Here is a 15,387-nt window from a genome sequence, read left to right as displayed (position 1 = left end):
AGGTCTTGGGGGACGTCCCGGCAGGCAAGCGCGGCCGGGGCACGTGCACCGGGGAGCTTTGAGCGGCCCTCCCGTACGTACCCCGGCAGACCGCGCGCCGGACGCCCGGCCCGGATCCCGTGGGGGGAATCCGCACCGGGATATGAGAAGCGCCCCGCTCGCCGACCCGTGGGGGGATCGGAGGGCGGGGCGCTTCTGTACGTCCGGGAGGCCTCTCAGCCGACCTGTGCGGGGTCGGCTCAGCGCTCGTCGACCGGGGCGAAGTCGCGGAGGACCTCACCCGTGTAGATCTGGCGCGGGCGGCCGATGCGGGAGCCGGGCTCCTTGATCATCTCGTGCCACTGGGCGATCCAGCCGGGGAGGCGGCCGAGCGCGAAGAGCACGGTGAACATCTCGGTCGGGAAGCCCATCGCGCGGTAGATGAGGCCCGTGTAGAAGTCCACGTTCGGGTAGAGGTTGCGCGAGACGAAGTACTCGTCGGAGAGCGCGTGCTCCTCCAGCTTGAGCGCGATGTCGAGCAGCTCGTCGGACTTGCCGAGGGCCGAGAGGACATCGTGCGCCGCCGCCTTGATGATCTTGGCGCGCGGGTCGAAGGACTTGTACACCCGGTGGCCGAAGCCCATCAGGCGGACGCCGTCCTCCTTGTTCTTCACCTTGCGGATGAAGGAGTCGACATCGCCGCCGTTGGCCTTGATGCCCTCCAGCATCTCCAGGACCGACTGGTTGGCGCCGCCGTGCAGCGGGCCCCAGAGGGCGGAGATGCCGGCCGAGATCGAGGCGAACATGTTCGCCTGCGAGGAGCCGACCAGACGCACGGTGGACGTCGAACAGTTCTGCTCGTGGTCCGCGTGCAGGATGAGCAGCTTGTCGAGCGCCGAGACGACGACCGGGTCGAGCTCGTACTCCTGCGCCGGCACGGAGAACGTCATGCGCAGGAAGTTCTCGACGTAGCCCAGGTCGTTGCGCGGGTAGACGAACGGGTGACCGATCGACTTCTTGTACGCGTACGCCGCGATCGTCGGCAGCTTGGCGAGCAGCCGGATCGTCGACAGGTGGCGCTGCGTCTCGTCGAACGGGTTGTGGCTGTCCTGGTAGAAGGTGGACAGCGCGGAGACCACGGACGACAGCATCGCCATCGGGTGGGCGTCCCGCGGGAAGCCGCGGAAGAAGTTCTTGACGTCCTCGTGGACCAGCGTGTGCTGGGTGATCTCGTTCTGGAAGGTGGAGAGCTCGTCGCCCTTCGGCAGCTCGCCGTTGATCAGCAGGTAGGCCACCTCCAGGAAGGTGGACTGCTCGGCCAGCTGCTCGATGGGGTAGCCGCGGTACCGCAGGATGCCCTGCTCACCATCGAGGTAGGTGATGGCGGATTTGTAGGCGGCGGTGTTGCCGTATCCGCTGTCCAGGGTGACCAGACCGGTCTGGGCTCGCAGCTTCCCGATGTCGAAGCCCTTGTCGCCGACGGTGCTCTCGACCACCGGGTAGGTGTATTCACCGTCCGCGTACCGCAGTACTACAGAGTTGTCGCTCACGTCATCCCTCACCGACGTAGTGCCTCTTCTTCGAGGTGCCCTGACTGTCTCTACCATCCCCCACTTGGCTCAGGAGAGTGCACTCGGGGTCGCCATTGGGCCAATCGGCGGCACTCAGTGCCGCCAACCTGCTTATCCTGCCCCCTTCGCCCCGGTTCCGGAAGTCCTCCGTGATCTTTCACACGGGGGCACCCCCTGTGAGCCGGTGGGCCAGTGCGGTAAAGCGCCGGCCGGCCGAGACCGTACGCACCGCCTGGGCGATCGCGCGACGCGAGCCGACCAGGACGACGAGCTTCCGCGCCCGGGTCACGGCCGTGTAGAGCAGGTTCCGCTGGAGCATCATCCACGCACTCATGGTGACCGGGATCACCACGGCCGGATACTCACTGCCCTGCGAACGGTGGATGGTGACCGCGTACGCGTGGGACAGCTCGTCCAGTTCGTCGAAGCCGTACGGCACCTCCTCGTCCTCGTCCGTCCGGACGGTCAGGCGCTGTTCCACGGGGTCCAGCGCCGTCACCACTCCGACCGTACCGTTGAACACCCCGTTCGCCCCCTTCTCGTAATTGTTCCTGATCTGGGTCACCTTGTCCCCGACGCGGAAGACCCGGCCGCCGAACCGCTTCTCCGGGACGTCCGGACGGGCCGGGGTGATCATCTGCTGGAGCAGCCCGTTCAGCGCGCCCGCGCCCGCCGGGCCCCGGTGCATGGGGGCCAGGACCTGCACGTCCCGGCGCGGGTCCAGCCCGAATCTGGCCGGAATACGCCGGGCGGCGACCTCGACGGCGACCCGGGCCGCGTCCTCCGTCTCCTCCTCCGCGAAGAGGAAGAAGTCCGGCAGACCGGTGGTGGTGGGCGGCAGGCCCTCGTTGATCCGGTGCGCGTTGGTGACCACGCCGGACTGCTGGGCCTGGCGGAAGATCCTGGTCAGCCGGACGGCCGGGACCGGACTGCCCGGGGCGAGGAGATCGGCGAGCACCTCGCCCGCGCCGACCGACGGCAGCTGGTCCACATCCCCCACCAGGAGCAGATGGGCGCCCGGCGCCACCGCCTTGACCAGCTTGTTCGCGAGCAGCAGGTCCAGCATGGAGGCCTCGTCGACCACCACGAGGTCCGCGTCGAGCGGCCGGTCCCGGTCGTACGCCGCGTCCCCGCCCGGCTTGAGCTCCAGCAGCCGGTGGACGGTGGAGGCCTCGGCGCCGGTCAGCTCGGCCAGCCGCTTGGCGGCACGGCCGGTCGGCGCCGCGAGGACCACCCTGGCCTTCTTGGCCCGGGCCAGCTCCACCACGGAGCGGACGGTGAAGGACTTGCCGCAGCCGGGACCGCCGGTGAGGACCGCCACCTTCTGGGTCAGGGCGAGCCGGACGGCCTGCTCCTGCTCGGGCGCCAGGGTGGCCCCCGTACGCTCCGCGAGCCAGGTCAGCGCCTTGTCCCAGGCCACGTCCCGGAAGGCCGGCATCCGGTCCTCCGGGGTGCGCAGCAGCCGGCGGAGCTGCCCGGCGAGGGAGAGCTCCGCCCGGTGGAAGGGGATCAGGTAGACGGCCGTGACCGGCTCGCCCTCGGGGCCCGGAACGGACTCCCGGACCACCCCCTCGGGGTCCTCGGCCAGCTCGGCGAGACACTCGATGACGAGCCCGGTGTCCACCTGGAGCAGCTTCACCGAGTCCGCGATCAGCCGCTCCTCGGGCAGGAAGCAGTGCCCCTGGTCGCTCGACTGCGAGAGGGCGTACTGGAGCCCGGCCTTCACCCGCTCGGGGCTGTCGTGCGGGATGCCGACCGACTGGGCGATCCGGTCGGCGGTGAGGAAGCCGATGCCCCAGACGTCGGCGGCGAGCCGGTAGGGCTGCTCGCGGACGACGGAGATCGAGGCGTCCCCGTACTGCTTGTAGATGCGGACGGCGATGGAGGTGGAGACGCCGACCGTCTGGAGGAAGAGCATCACCTCCTTGATGGCCTTCTGCTCCTCCCAGGCGGCGGTGATGTTCTTCGTCCGCTTCGGGCCGAGCCCGGGGACCTCGACGAGACGGCCCGGCTCCTGCTCCAGGATGTCGAGCGTCGCCAGGCCGAAGTGGGTGGTGATGCGGTCGGCGAAGACCGGACCGATGCCCTTGACCAGGCCGGAGCCGAGATAGCGGCGGATGCCCTGGATGGTGGCGGGCAGGACGGTCGTGTAGTCGTCCACCTGGAACTGCCGGCCGTACTGCGGGTGGGACCCCCAGCGGCCCTCCATCCGCAGCGACTCCCCCGGCTGGGCGCCGAGCAGCGCGCCGACGACGGTGAGCAGCTCACCGGCACCGCGGCCGGTGTCGACCCGGGCGACCGTGTAACCGCTCTCCTCGTTGGCGTACGTGATCCGCTCCAGCACGCCCTCCAGGACGACGGGGCGGGGCGGCTGACCCTCGTTGGACATGTACCGACCGTAGCGAAGGCCGCCGACAGCGGGGGCGGGGCTGTGGACGACTCCCGCTCCGGGATGCCGGACAGGCGGATGAAACGTAGCGTCTCGGACATGAGCGAGAGCAGTGACTCCTTCCAGGACGAGGTCCTGGCCGAACTCGGCGAGGACCGCCTGGCGGAGATCGCCACGCTCGCCGGCACCGACACGGCCGGCGCGCGGGCGCTCGTGGACGGCTCGGTCACGGAGCTCTCTGGCGAGCTGCGGCAGGCGGCCGCCGAGCCGGCCAGCGCGGACGAGGTCAAGGCCGCCGTCGACGAGGTCACCTCGGAAGAGCCCCCGCTCCAGGGCGTCGCCTCCTTCGGCGGACTCGCGGCCGGCGGCCTGATGGCGGGCGTCCTGGCCAAGCTGGCCAAGCCCGCCGCCACCGCCGTCGCCAAGCGCACGGGCCTCCCCCCGGCCACCGTCGACCGCGCGGTCGGCCTCTTGGTCCCGGTGATCCTCTCGGTCCTGACCAGACGCGCCGCCGCGAAGAAGGGCGGCGGCCTCGGCGACCTGCTGGGCGGCGGCAAGAGGTAGCCCGGCCCCGCCGCACACGGGGCCGGGCCTGGAGGGCCCCCGCCGCGCACGCGGGGGCCTGGTCTGGAGGATCCGGGAGCTTGAATCCGGGAGCCGGGATCCGGACCCGGGAGCTTGGATCCGGGAGCCGGGATCTTGGATTTCGGATCCAAGATTCTGAATCTTGGATCCGGGATCCGGGATTTCGGATCTTGGATTCGGGATCCGGGCTTTCGGATCCGGGCTTTCGGATCCCGGGCGACGAGCCGGCCTCAGACCTTCAGGAACGCCTCCAGGGTCTCCTCCAGGACCTCCACGCCGTCCCTCGCCCACAGCGCGTCGTTGAACAGCTCGACCTCCACGGGCCCCGTGTAGCCGACGCGTTCGAGCAGCGCCGCCCACCAGGTGAGGTCGATCGCGCCGGTGCCGAGCTGGCCGCGGCCGTTGAGGACGCCCTCCGGGAGGGGGGTCGTCCAGTCGGCGAGCTGGAAGGAGTGGACGCGGCCGCCGGCCGCGGCGCGTTCCACCGCCGCCGGGGCGTTCTCGTCCCACCACAGGTGGTACGTGTCGACGGTGACGCCCACCTGGTCGGCCGGGAAGCGCTCCGCGATGTCCAGGGCCTGGTCCAGGGTGGAGATCGCGCACCGGTCGGAGGCGTACATCGGGTGGAGGGGTTCGATGGCGAGGCGGACGCCGCGCGCGCCGGCGTAGGGGGCGAGTGCGCCGATGGCGTCCGCGATGCGCGCGCGTGCCGCGGGCAGGTCGCGGCTGCCGGCGGGCAGGCCGCCGGAGACGAGCACCAGGGTGTCGGTGCCGAGCGCCGCCGCCTCGTCGATCGCCGCCCGGTTCTCGGCCTCCCAGCCGTCGCTGGTGAAGAAGCCGCCGCGGCAGAGCGTGGTGACGGCGAGACCGGCGTCCCGCACCAGGCGGGCCGCGGCCTCGACGCCGTACTCCCGGACCGGCTCGCGCCACAGGCCGATGCCCGGGACGCCGAGCCGGACGCACTGCGCGACCAGTTCGGGGAGCGGCAGCTGGCGGACCGTCATCTGGTTGACGCTGAAGCGGTCGAGGTTCACTGGGGGACTCCGTGGACGGTGAGGAGGGCGCGCATCCGGGCCTCCGCGCGCGCCGGGTCCGGGAACAGGCCGAGGCCGTCGGCGAGTTCGTAGGCGCGGGCCAGGTGCGGCAGGGAGCGGGCCGAGTGGAGGCCGCCGACCATGGTGAAGTGCTCCTGGTGGCCCGCGAGCCAGGCCAGGAGGACCACGCCCGTCTTGTAGTAGCGGGTCGGGGGCTCGAAGAGGTGGCGGGAGAGCGCGACCGTCGGGTCGAGCAGCTTGCGGAAGCCCGCCGTGTCGCCGGTGTCGAGGGTCCTGACCGCCTCCGCCGCCAGCGGGCCGAGCGGGTCGAAGATGCCGAGCAGGGCGTGGCTGAAGCGCCCGCCCGCCGAGGGCTCCTCGCCCGCGATCAGCTCGGGGTAGTGGAAGTCGTCGCCGGTGTAGCAGCGGACGCCCTCGGGGAGCCGGCGGCGGAGCGCGATCTCGCGGCCCGCGTCGAGGAGGGAGATCTTGACGCCGTCGACCTTGTCGGGGTGGGCGGCGATGACCTCCAGGAAGGTCTCGGTGGCCGCGTCGAGGTCGGCGGAGCCCCAGTACCCCTCCAGGGCCGGGTCGAACATCGGGCCGAGCCAGTGGAGGATCACGGGCTCGGCGGCCTGGCGCAGCAGGTGGCCGTAGAGCTCCAGGTAGTCCTCGGGTCCGGTGGCCGCGGCGGCGAGCGCGCGGGAGGCCATGAGGATGGCCTGGGCACCGGACTCCTCGACGACCGCGAGCTGCTCCTCGTACGCGGCCCTGATCTCCGGCAGCGCGGCCGGGCCGGTGAGCTGGTCGGTGCCGACGCCGCAGGCGATCGCGCCGCCGACGGCCTTGGCCTCGGCGGCGGAGCGGCGGATCAGTTCCGCCGCTCCCGCCCAGTCGAGGCCCATGCCGCGCTGGGCGGTGTCCATGGCCTCCGCGACGCCGAGGCCGTAGGACCACAGGTGGCGGCGGAAGGCGAGGGTGGCGTCCCAGTCGACGGCGGCGGGGCCGTCGGGGGTGGTGTCGGCGTACGGGTCGGCGACGACGTGCGCGGCGGAGAAGACCGTGCGGGAGGTCAGCGGGCCGGGCGCGGCGGGCACGAGCGGTTCGGTGCGGGGCTCGTACGCGCGCGTGCCGCCGCCCGGGACGGGGAGGAGGAGGGTCACAGGGACACCTCGGGGACGTCGAGGCGGCGGCCCTCGGCGGCGGACCTCAGGCCGAGTTCGGCGAGCTGGACGCCGCGGGCGCCGGCGAGCAGGTCCCAGTGGTAGGGCTCGTCGAGGACGACGTGGCGGAGGAAGAGCTCCCACTGGGCCTTGAAGCCGTTGTCGAACTCGGCGTTGTCGGGGACCTCCTGCCACTGGTCGCGGAAGGAGTAGGTGGCGGGGATGTCGGGGTTCCACACCGGCTTGGGGGTCAGGCTCCGGTGCTGGACGCGGCAGTCGCGCAGGCCGGCGACGGCGGATCCCTCGGTGCCGTCGACCTGGAACTCGACGAGCTCGTCGCGGTGGACGCGGACCGCCCAGGAGGAGTTGATCTGGGCGATGGCGCCGCCCTCCAGGTGGAAGGTGCCGTAGGCGGCGTCGTCGGCGGTGGCCTCGTACGGCTTGCCCTGCTCGTCCCAGCGGCGCGGGACGTGGGTGGCGATCTCGGCGGAGACCGAGGTGACCCGGCCGAAGAGCTCGTGGAGCACGTACTCCCAGTGCGGGAACATGTCGACGACGATGCCGCCGCCGTCCTCGGAGCGGTAGTTCCAGCTGGGGCGCTGGGCCTCCTGCCAGTCGCCCTCGAAGACCCAGTAGCCGAACTCGCCGCGCACGGACAGGATCTCGCCGAAGAAGCCGCCGTCGATGAGCCGCTTGAGCTTGAGCAGGCCGGGGAGGAAGAGCTTGTCCTGGACGACGCCGTGCTTGACGCCCCTCCCGGCGGCGAGACGGGCGAGGTCGAGGGCGCCGGCGAAGTCGGCGGCGGTGGGCTTCTCGGTGTAGATGTGCTTGCCGGCCTCGATGGCCTTGGTGAGGGCGTCGGCGCGGGCCGAGGTGACCTGGGCGTCGAAGTAGATGTCGACGGAGTCGTCGGCGAGGACGGCGTCGAGGTCGGTGGACCACTCGGTCAGGCCGTGCTTCTCGGCGAGGGCGCGCAGGGCGTGCTCGCGGCGGCCGATGAGGACCGGTTCGGGCCAGAGGACCTCGCCGTTCCCGAGGTCGAGGCCGCCCTGCTCGCGGAGCGCGAGGATCGAGCGGACGAGGTGCTGGCGGTAGCCCATGCGCCCGGTGACGCCGTTCATGGCGATGCGGATTGTCCTGCGTGTCACGGAATGTTCCTCTCCCGGGCGGGCCTGCGCCCTCGTTCGACTGCGATCACTGCGTGAAGGCACGACAGAAAGCGCTTCCGGCGCGACGATAGAAAGCGCTTTCTGTCGCGGATGACGCTAGCCTGCCGACATCACGCCGGACAAGGGCCCCGCGCCTTCGGCCTCGAAGCCGCGCACGCGAGGTCATCGGCCACCCGCGAAGTCGGAGGTACGCACGCGATGTCGGAGGTACGCACGCGATGACCGTCACCCTGTCGGACGTGGCCGCCCGCGCCCGGGTCTCCCCCGCGACCGTCTCCCGCGTCCTCAACGGCAACTACCCGGTCGCCGCCTCGACGCGGGAACGGGTCCTCAAGGCCGTCGAGGAGCTGGACTACGTCCTGAACGGGCCCGCGAGCTCGCTCGCCGCCGCCACCTCCGACCTGGTCGGAGTGCTGGTCAACGACATCGCCGACCCCTTCTTCGGGATCATGGCGAGCGCCGCGCAGAGCGCGATCGGCGAGGGCGGCTCGGGCCGGGCGGGCGGCGAGAAGCTGGCCGTCGTCTGCAACACCGGCGGCTCCCCCGAGCGCGAGCTCACCTACCTCACGCTGCTCCAGCGGCAGCGGGCCGCCGCCGTGATCCTCATGGGCGGCTCCCTGGAGGACCCCGGACACCTGGCCGCGACGGCCGCGAAGCTGGCCCGGATGGCCGAGGCCGGGACCCGGGTCGTGCTGTGCGGACGCCCGCCCGTGCCCGGGGACGCGCACACCGCCGCGCTCGTCTTCGACAACCGCGCGGGGGGCCGCCGGCTCGCCGAGCACCTGCTCGGCCTCGGCCACACCCGGATCGGTTACGTCGCGGGCCCCGCCGACCGCACCACCACCCGGCACCGCCTGGAGGGCCACCGGGAGGCCCTCGCGGCGGCGGGCGTCCCGGAGGGCCCGACCGTGCACGGCCCCTACGACCGCGCCGCCGGCCACGCGGCCGTCGCCGGACTCCTCGCCCGCGACCCGGACCTCACGGCCGTCGTCGCCGCCAACGACACGGTGGCCCTCGGCGTCTGCGCGGCCCTGCGGGAGCGGGGCCTGTCGATCCCCGGCGACGTCTCGGTCGCCGGCTTCGACGACCTCCCGTTCTCGGTCGACGCGGTCCCCGCCCTGACCACCGTCCGCCTCCCCCTGCACGACTCGGGGGCGCGCGCCGGCCGGCTGGCGATGGCCACGGAGGACGCCCCGCCGACCGGCACGGAGACGGTCCCGGGCGAGCTGGTCGTCCGGGACTCGACGGCGGCGCCCCGGGGGTAGCGCCGCCCGGGCGGATCGGCCGCGGGGCCCCGCCCGTACCCCGCCGTAGGGCCCCCGCCGCCGCACCCCGCCGTACGCACCCGCGCGGGCGGAGGCCGTCCGGGGCGCGGCCGGGCTCTACGAGCCGGCGGAGCCGTTCGGCTTCGCGTCCGCGTGGGCGGCCAGGCCGGTGGCGGCGAGGACCGCGTCGACCGTCTCCTCCACCGTCTGGTCGGCGTTGTCGATCCAGACGGCCCGGTCGGAGAGTTCGGCGCGCATGGCCTCGTCCAGGAACGCCCAGTTGGTGGTGAGGCGCTTGTGGCGGGCGTTGTTGCGCTCCCAGGCCTTGTCCGGGCCCGGGGCGAGGATCACCACGTGGAGCGGGACCGCCGTCGCGTGGCGGCGGTAGAAGTCCAGGTGGGAGGCGCGCACCACGACGTCGTCCATGACCGGGAGGAAGCCGGCGGCGGCGAAACTGCCCGCGAGGAGGCAGGCGTTGCGGGCGCGGAGGAGGATCTGGCGGTCCGCCTCCGGGTCGCCGTCCGGGGTCGGCCAGTGGCCGCCGCCGACGATCAGCTCCTGGAGGTGGTCGACCTCGATGTGCGCGGCGCGGGCGAAGCGGGCGGCGAGGGCGGCCGAGACGGTCGACTTGCCGCTGCCGGGGATGCCGGCGAGGAGCAGGGCGCCGGGGGCGGGGACAGGGGCGTCGACGGTCACGTTCTCGAAGGTCATGCGGGCCTTTCCTCGCTGGTGGGACCCCCGGACGATACGGGAACGGGGGCCTCCCGCACCACGGGTTTCGGGGCCGTCGCGGTCCGCCGGGGGGCCAGCGACGTCAGGGCGACCCCGCCCACGAGGAGCGCCGCCGCCGCCCACCGCAGCGGGCTGATCGACTCGTCCAGGAAGAGCGCGGCCGAGGACATGCCGAAGACGGGGACGAGGAGCGAGAAGGGGGCCACGGAGGAGGCGGGGTGGCGGCGGAGCAGCCACCCCCAGGCGCCGAAGCCGAAGACGGTGGTGACCCAGGCGACGTAGAGGATGACGCCGGCGCCGGTCCAGTCGAGGGCGCGCAGCGCCGCCAGGTCGCGTTCGGGGCCCTCCAGGAGGAGGGAGAGGGCGAGCAGCGGCAGGACGGGCACGGTGCTGACCCAGACCATCCAGTTGAGCGGGTCGGGCGGGGCGGCCTTGCGGGTGAGGACGTTGGAGACGCCCCAGCAGGCGGCGGCCGCGATGACCAGGACGAAGCCGGTGACGGGTCCGGAGGCGCCCTCGTCGGCGGCGGCGACGCCGATGCCGGCGAGGGCCACGCCCATGCCGAGGACGGCGAGCCGCCCGGGGCGTTCGCCGAGGGCGGCGAAGGCGAGGAGGGCGGTGAAGACCGCCTGCACCTGGAGGACGAGGGAGGAGAGTCCGGCGGGCGCGCCGAGGTCCATGCCGGTGAAGAGGAGGCCGAACTTGGCGACGCCGAGGGCGAGTCCGACGGCGACGATCCACTTCCAGGCGACCTTGGGCCGGCCGACGAGGAAGACGGCGGGGAGGGCGGCGACGAGGAAGCGGAGGGCGGAGAAGAGCAGCGGCGGGAAGTGGTCGAGGCCGATCTCGATGACGACGAAGTTGACCCCCCAGACCGCGGCGACGAGCGCGGCGAGGGCGATGTGTGCGGGGCGCATGGAAGCGAGCATGGCCGCCCCGACCGTGTAGCACCAGCACGGTTCTCTTCATGGTTGGATGAAGTACTGCTACATCCAGGGAGGTCCCGTGCTCGATCTCGGCCGGCTGCGCGCCCTGTACGCCGTCTCCGTCCACGGCAGCGTGGGCGCCGCCGCGGCGGCGCTCGGCTACACCCCCTCGGCGGTCTCCCAGCAGATCGCGAAGCTGGAGCGGGAGACCCGCACGACCCTGCTCGAACGGAGCGGCCGGGGCGTCCGCCTCACCGACGACGCCCGGCAGCTCTGCGACACCGCACGGCAGTTGCTGTCGCTCGTGGAGGAGGCGGAGGTGCGCCTCGAAGAGCGGCGGGGGCTGCCCGCCGGGCGGCTGGCGATCGGCTGCTTCCCGAGCGCGGCGCGCGGTCTGATGCCCCGGGTGCTGGCGGAGCTGGCCCGGCGCCATCCCGGTCTGGACGCCCGGCTGACCGAGGTCGACCCGCACCTGTCGGTCGACCTGGTGGCGCGCGGGGTGCTCGACCTGGCCGTGGCGCACGACTGGGACATCGCGCCGCTGCCGGCGCCGCCCGGGGTGGAGCAGGCGGTGATCGGCGACGACGGCTGCGACATCCTCGTCCACCGGGACCATCCGCTGGCGGCGAGGCGGTCGGTGCGGCGGGAGGAGCTGGCGGACGAGCGGTGGATCTCGCAGCCGCCGGGGACGGTGTGCCACGACTGGCTGGAGCGGACGCTGCGGTCGACCGGGGTGGAGCCGCTGATCGTCCATCAGGCGGAGGAGAACCACACGCAGGTCGCGCTGGTCGCGGCCGGTCTCGGCATCGCGCTCGTCCCCCGTCTCGGGCGCGGCGGGCTGCCGCCGGAGGTGGCGCCGCTGCGGCTCGACCCGGCGCCGACGCGGCGGCTGCACGCGCTGTGGCGGGCGGGGGCGGCGCGGCGGCCGGCGATCCGGGAGACGGTCCGGACGCTCCAGGAGCTGTGGCCGTCGATCGCGGCGGCGGCCTGATCGGGCCCGACCGGAACCGGCGTCCCGAACCGGCGTCCCGAACCGGCGCCCCGAACCGGCGCCCCGAACAGGCGTCCTGAACCGGGACGGACCTCTCTTCTCGGCGATTCGTGCGGGAATCCTTGACCTGGTAGTTACTTTCAGACTATCCGTTCACCTTGGAAGTTTCCTTCATTCCCCTGCCCACCCCTGCACGGCCGGAAGGAGCACCAGTGCACCAACCCGCCCCCGCCCCCACCCGCCGCACCCTGCTCACCGTCACCGCCGCCGCGGCCGCCGCGGCCGTCACCGGCGCCGCCGCCCCCACCGCCCACGCCGGCCCCGCCACCGACGCCCGCACCGAGGAGCGGCTGCGCCGGATCGTCGGCCGGATGTCGCTGGAGGAGAAGGTCGGCCAGCTCTTCGTCTCGCGGGTGTACGGCCACTCGGCCACCGCCCCCGACCAGGCCGACGCCGACGCCAACCTCCGGGAGCTCGGCGTCCGCACCGCCGCCGAGCTGGTCGAGCGCTACCACCTCGGCGGGATCATCTACTTCGCCTGGGCCCACAACACCCGCTCCCCGCACCAGATCGCCGAGCTGTCCAACGGCATCCAGGCGGCCGCGCTCGCCGCCCGTACGCCGGTCCCCGTGCTGATCTCCACCGACCAGGAGCACGGCATCGTCTGCCGGGTCGGCGAGCCCGCCACCCTCCTGCCCGGCGCGATGGCGCTCGGCGCGGGCGGCTCCCCCGCGGACACCCGCAAGGCCGCCCGGATCGCCGGCGCCGAGCTGGCCGCGCTCGGCATCCGGCAGAACTACGCCCCGGTCGCCGACGTCAACGTCAACCCGGCCAACCCGGTCATCGGCGTCCGCTCCCTCGGCGCCGACCCCCGCGCGGTCTCCGGTCTCGTCACCGCGCAGATCCGCGGCTACCAGGGCGCCGGCGTCGCGGCCACCGCCAAGCACTTCCCCGGCCACGGCGACACGGCCGTGGACAGCCACTACGGCCTGCCGGTCATCACCCACACCCGCGCGCAGTGGGCCGAGCTGGACGCCCCGCCGTTCCGGGCGGCGATCGCCGCCGGCATCGACGCGATCATGACCGCGCACCTGGTCGTCCCGGCCCTCGACCCGTCCGAGGACCCGGCGACGCTCTCGTACCCCATCCTCACCGGCGTCCTCCGGGAACAGCTCGGCTACGACGGGGTGGTGGTGACCGACGCCCTCGACATGCAGGGCGTCCGCACCAAGTACGGCGACGACCGGGTCCCGGTGCTCGCCCTGAAGGCGGGCGTGGACCAGCTGCTCAACCCGCCGAAGCTCGACGTGGCGTGGAACGCGGTGCTCGGCGCCGTACGCGGCGGGGAGCTGACCGAGGAGCGGCTCGACGAGTCGGTCCTGCGGATCCTGCGGCTGAAGGCCCGGCGGGGCCTGTTCACCGAGCCGCGTACGACCCCGGCGGAGGTGGACGCGACCGTCGGCACCGCCCGGCACCTCGCCGAGGCCGACCGGATCGCCGAACGGACCACCACCCTCCTGGTCAACGAGGACGGCTTCCTGCCGCTCTCCCCGGCCACGCACGGCAGGGTCCTGGTCGTCGGCGCCGACCCGGCCTCCCCGTCCGGTACGACGGGACCGCCGACGGCCACCCTCGCCGGGGCCCTGCGCGAACTGGGCTTCACCGCGACCGCGCTCTCCACCGGGATCACCCCGACGGCGGCCCGGATCGAGGAGGCGGTGGCCGCCTCGGCCGGGCAGGACGTGATCGTGGTGGGCACGTACAACGTCTCCGCGACCAGCCCGCAGCGCACCCTGGTGGAGCGGCTCGTGGCGACCGGGGTGCCGGTGGTGACGGTCGCCCTCCGCAACCCGTACGACGTCGCCCGGCTCTCCGGGCAGCGGGCCACGCTCGCCGCGTACTCCTGGACCGACGTCGAGCTCCGGGCCGCCGTCCGGGTCCTCGCCGGGCGGGCGAGGCCGCGCGGGCGGCTGCCGGTGCCGGTGCGGAGCGCCGAGGACCCGGCGGTCACGCTCCACCCGCTCGGGTTCGGCCTCTCGTACGGCCGCTGACGGCACGGGGGGTGCGCCCGGCGGGCGCACCCCCTGGAAGCTACGGCCGCAGGCCGTGCTCCCTCGTCGCGTCCTCGTCCACCGGCCGGTCCAGGCGGGCGTCGAAGCGCGCGAGCGGCCGCGCCGCGTCGACGGCCGGGGCGTCGACACCGGCCCAGGCCAGGATGCGGGCCGTGGCCTTCTCCCGCTCGGCGTCGGCGAGTCCGGCGACGTTGGCGCCGTGGTTGGCGCCCGGCGCGTAGAAGACGTAGCTGTCCTTGGTGCCCTTGCCGACGCGGAAGGGCTCGGAGCCCCACGGGTCGTTCTCGCCGTAGACGAAGAGCATCCGGTTCGCGTTCTTGCGGACCCAGTCGTCGACGTCCCGCATCACCCACGGCTTGAACTTCATCGGGATCTCGCGGGGCACGAAGTTCGAGGCCGGCTGGTAGCCGTAGCGGCTGAGACCGGCGAGGTGCGGCTGCTTGATGGAGGGCGCGCCGAGCTCGGTGGCCGCCTGGTAGTAGTACGGCGTGTAGTACTCCAGGCCCTGGTCGGTGTAGGCGGACCAGCCGGCGTAGGCGTCGATCGTCTCGTAGACGGTGTCGTCGCTCGCGGTCGCGGCCTCCGGGACGGTGTCGCAGACGTCCTCGCCGTAGTACTGCCAGAAGCCCCAGACGAAGTCGAGGACGGTCGCCTCCCACGCCTTGTCGAGCGAGCCGATCGTGTCGAAGGTGGCGCCCTCGGCCTCGGCCCAGGCCCTGAACTTCTCCTGGAGCGGGCCGCGGCGGAGCAGGGCCTCGCGCTGCATGGAGTTCAGGCGGTCGCGGCACTCCTTCGTCCCGACGCCGGCGAAGAACCGGTCGTAGGCCGAGTCCTCCTTGTTCACCACGTCGTTGGGGGCCACGTAGGCGACGACGCCGTCCATGTCCCGCGGGTAGAAGCGCTCGTAGTAGGTGGCGGTCATGCCGCCCTTGGATGCGCCGGTGGAGAGCCAGTTCTCGCCGTAGACCTTCTTCAGCGCGGTGAAGATGCGGTGCTGGTCGGAGGCGGCCTGCCAGATGTCGAGCTTGGACCAGTCGGCGGGCTGCGGGCGGGACGGCGTGAAGAAGCGGTACTCCATGGAGACCTGGTTGCCGTCCACGATCCGGGTCGGCTCCGTCCGGCTCGGGGTGGTGCTCAGGCCGTACCCGCTCGTCCGGAAGACGGTGGGGCGGCCGGTGTCCTTGTGGAGGACCGTGATGCGCTGCTGGAACGTACCGGCCCACGGGCGCCGGTGGTCGACCGGCTGCTCGTAGTTCAGGACGAAGAAGCGGTAGCCGGCGTACGGCTTCTCCTCGATCAGGCTCATCCCGGGGATCGCCAGGAGGCGGTCCTTGATGTCCGAGCTCGGCGCCTCGGCGGCGGTGGCCGCGGATTCGGTGTCGGCGGCGGTGGCGGTGGCCACGCCGGTGGAGCCCACGGTGCCTATGAGCACCGAAAGCGACAGCAGCAGTCTCAGCGACTTGCGCATGCACCCTCCCCATGATTCACAGCGGTGCCGTGAACCTAGCGGG

Annotated in this window: 12 protein-coding genes; 4 read left to right on the top strand and 8 right to left on the bottom strand. The window is 73.0% G+C overall.

Annotated features, from left to right (window positions below; genetic code table 11):
• Nucleotides 1-239 precede the first annotated feature (239 nt).
• Both ACFQ8C_RS16745 and ACFQ8C_RS16740 read right to left on the bottom strand, forming a co-directional pair.
• Entirely contained in the window at nucleotides 240-1,529 is a 1,290-nt protein-coding gene (locus ACFQ8C_RS16745) for a citrate synthase (RefSeq protein WP_383457557.1), read from the bottom strand.
• Between the two features lie 178 nt (nucleotides 1,530-1,707).
• Entirely contained in the window at nucleotides 1,708-3,939 is a 2,232-nt protein-coding gene (locus tag ACFQ8C_RS16740; protein ID WP_383457554.1) for an ATP-dependent RecD-like DNA helicase, read from the bottom strand.
• A 99-nt stretch (nucleotides 3,940-4,038) separates the two neighbouring features.
• On the opposite strand from ACFQ8C_RS16740, the gene ACFQ8C_RS16735 reads away from it, so the two are divergent.
• Complete coding sequence (locus ACFQ8C_RS16735) at nucleotides 4,039-4,503, top strand: DUF937 domain-containing protein (protein ID WP_383457551.1); 465 nt, start codon at nucleotides 4,039-4,041, stop codon at nucleotides 4,501-4,503.
• A gap of 251 nt (nucleotides 4,504-4,754) precedes the next feature.
• On the opposite strand, the gene ACFQ8C_RS16730 is transcribed toward ACFQ8C_RS16735, so the two are convergent.
• Genes ACFQ8C_RS16730 through ACFQ8C_RS16720 form a run of 3 tightly spaced genes read right to left on the bottom strand, consistent with a single transcriptional unit; the run spans nucleotide 4,755 to nucleotide 7,869 of the window.
• Nucleotides 4,755-5,528 carry a sugar phosphate isomerase/epimerase family protein gene (locus tag ACFQ8C_RS16730; RefSeq protein WP_383457596.1) on the bottom strand — a complete coding sequence of 258 codons (774 nt, stop codon included), beginning with the start codon at nucleotides 5,526-5,528 and terminating at the stop codon, nucleotides 4,755-4,757.
• Between the two features lie 26 nt (nucleotides 5,529-5,554).
• Nucleotides 5,555-6,721: a dihydrodipicolinate synthase family protein gene (locus ACFQ8C_RS16725; RefSeq protein ID WP_383457548.1), complete on the bottom strand. Its 1,167-nt coding sequence runs from the start codon at nucleotides 6,719-6,721 to the stop codon at nucleotides 5,555-5,557.
• Nucleotides 6,718-7,869, bottom strand: a complete 1,152-nt coding sequence (locus ACFQ8C_RS16720; protein ID WP_383457545.1) for a Gfo/Idh/MocA family protein — start codon at nucleotides 7,867-7,869, stop codon at nucleotides 6,718-6,720. The genes ACFQ8C_RS16725 and ACFQ8C_RS16720 overlap by 4 nt, the downstream gene beginning before the upstream one ends.
• Nucleotides 7,870-8,108: 239 nt before the next feature.
• On the opposite strand from ACFQ8C_RS16720, the gene ACFQ8C_RS16715 reads away from it, so the two are divergent.
• Nucleotides 8,109-9,155 (top strand): LacI family DNA-binding transcriptional regulator, encoded by a 1,047-nt coding sequence (locus tag ACFQ8C_RS16715; protein ID WP_383457542.1) that lies wholly within the window; start codon nucleotides 8,109-8,111, stop codon nucleotides 9,153-9,155.
• A 117-nt stretch (nucleotides 9,156-9,272) separates the two neighbouring features.
• Here ACFQ8C_RS16715 and ACFQ8C_RS16710 read toward each other — a convergent pair whose 3' ends face one another.
• Both ACFQ8C_RS16710 and ACFQ8C_RS16705 read right to left on the bottom strand, forming a co-directional pair.
• Nucleotides 9,273-9,866 carry an AAA family ATPase gene (locus ACFQ8C_RS16710; protein ID WP_383457539.1) on the bottom strand — a complete coding sequence of 198 codons (594 nt, stop codon included), beginning with the start codon at nucleotides 9,864-9,866 and terminating at the stop codon, nucleotides 9,273-9,275.
• A complete protein-coding gene (locus ACFQ8C_RS16705) occupies nucleotides 9,863-10,804 on the bottom strand; it encodes an EamA family transporter (protein ID WP_383457538.1) in 942 nt (313 codons plus the stop codon). The genes ACFQ8C_RS16710 and ACFQ8C_RS16705 overlap by 4 nt, the downstream gene beginning before the upstream one ends.
• Nucleotides 10,805-10,892: 88 nt before the next feature.
• Between ACFQ8C_RS16705 and ACFQ8C_RS16700 the strand changes: the two genes are divergently transcribed.
• Together ACFQ8C_RS16700 and ACFQ8C_RS16695 are read left to right on the top strand one after the other, a co-directional pair.
• The gene (locus ACFQ8C_RS16700) at nucleotides 10,893-11,804 is read left to right on the top strand and encodes a LysR family transcriptional regulator (protein WP_383457535.1); all 912 of its coding nucleotides are present in this window, start codon (nucleotides 10,893-10,895) and stop codon (nucleotides 11,802-11,804) included.
• Nucleotides 11,805-12,016: 212 nt separating this feature from the next.
• Complete coding sequence (locus tag ACFQ8C_RS16695) at nucleotides 12,017-13,855, top strand: glycoside hydrolase family 3 protein (RefSeq protein ID WP_383457533.1); 1,839 nt, start codon at nucleotides 12,017-12,019, stop codon at nucleotides 13,853-13,855.
• A gap of 40 nt (nucleotides 13,856-13,895) precedes the next feature.
• Here the strand turns inward: ACFQ8C_RS16695 and ACFQ8C_RS16690 are convergent, their stop codons facing one another.
• On the bottom strand, nucleotides 13,896-15,344 hold the full coding sequence (locus tag ACFQ8C_RS16690) for an aminopeptidase (protein WP_383457531.1): 1,449 nt from the start codon (nucleotides 15,342-15,344) through the stop codon (nucleotides 13,896-13,898).
• Nucleotides 15,345-15,387: the final 43 nt, after the last annotated feature.

Source organism: Streptomyces sp. NPDC056503, from assembly GCF_042794995.1.
Taxonomy (GTDB): Bacteria; Actinomycetota; Actinomycetes; order Streptomycetales; family Streptomycetaceae; genus Streptomyces.
This window is presented reverse-complemented; position numbering and strand designations above follow the sequence as displayed.

Bases quoted from the DNA above. Each gene is read 5' to 3' on its own strand.
- ACFQ8C_RS16735 (WP_383457551.1), top strand. From the start codon at position 4,039: ATGAGCGAGAGCAGTGACTCCTTCCAGGACGAGGTCCTGGCCGAACTC.
- ACFQ8C_RS16690 (WP_383457531.1), bottom strand. From the start codon at position 15,344: ATGCGCAAGTCGCTGAGACTGCTGCTGTCGCTTTCGGTGCTCATAGGC.
- ACFQ8C_RS16715 (WP_383457542.1), top strand. From the start codon at position 8,109: ATGACCGTCACCCTGTCGGACGTGGCCGCCCGCGCCCGGGTCTCCCCC.
- ACFQ8C_RS16730 (WP_383457596.1), bottom strand. From the start codon at position 5,528: ATGACGGTCCGCCAGCTGCCGCTCCCCGAACTGGTCGCGCAGTGCGTC.
- ACFQ8C_RS16710 (WP_383457539.1), bottom strand. From the start codon at position 9,866: ATGACCTTCGAGAACGTGACCGTCGACGCCCCTGTCCCCGCCCCCGGC.
- ACFQ8C_RS16740 (WP_383457554.1), bottom strand. From the start codon at position 3,939: ATGTCCAACGAGGGTCAGCCGCCCCGCCCCGTCGTCCTGGAGGGCGTG.
- ACFQ8C_RS16705 (WP_383457538.1), bottom strand. From the start codon at position 10,804: ATGCGCCCCGCACACATCGCCCTCGCCGCGCTCGTCGCCGCGGTCTGG.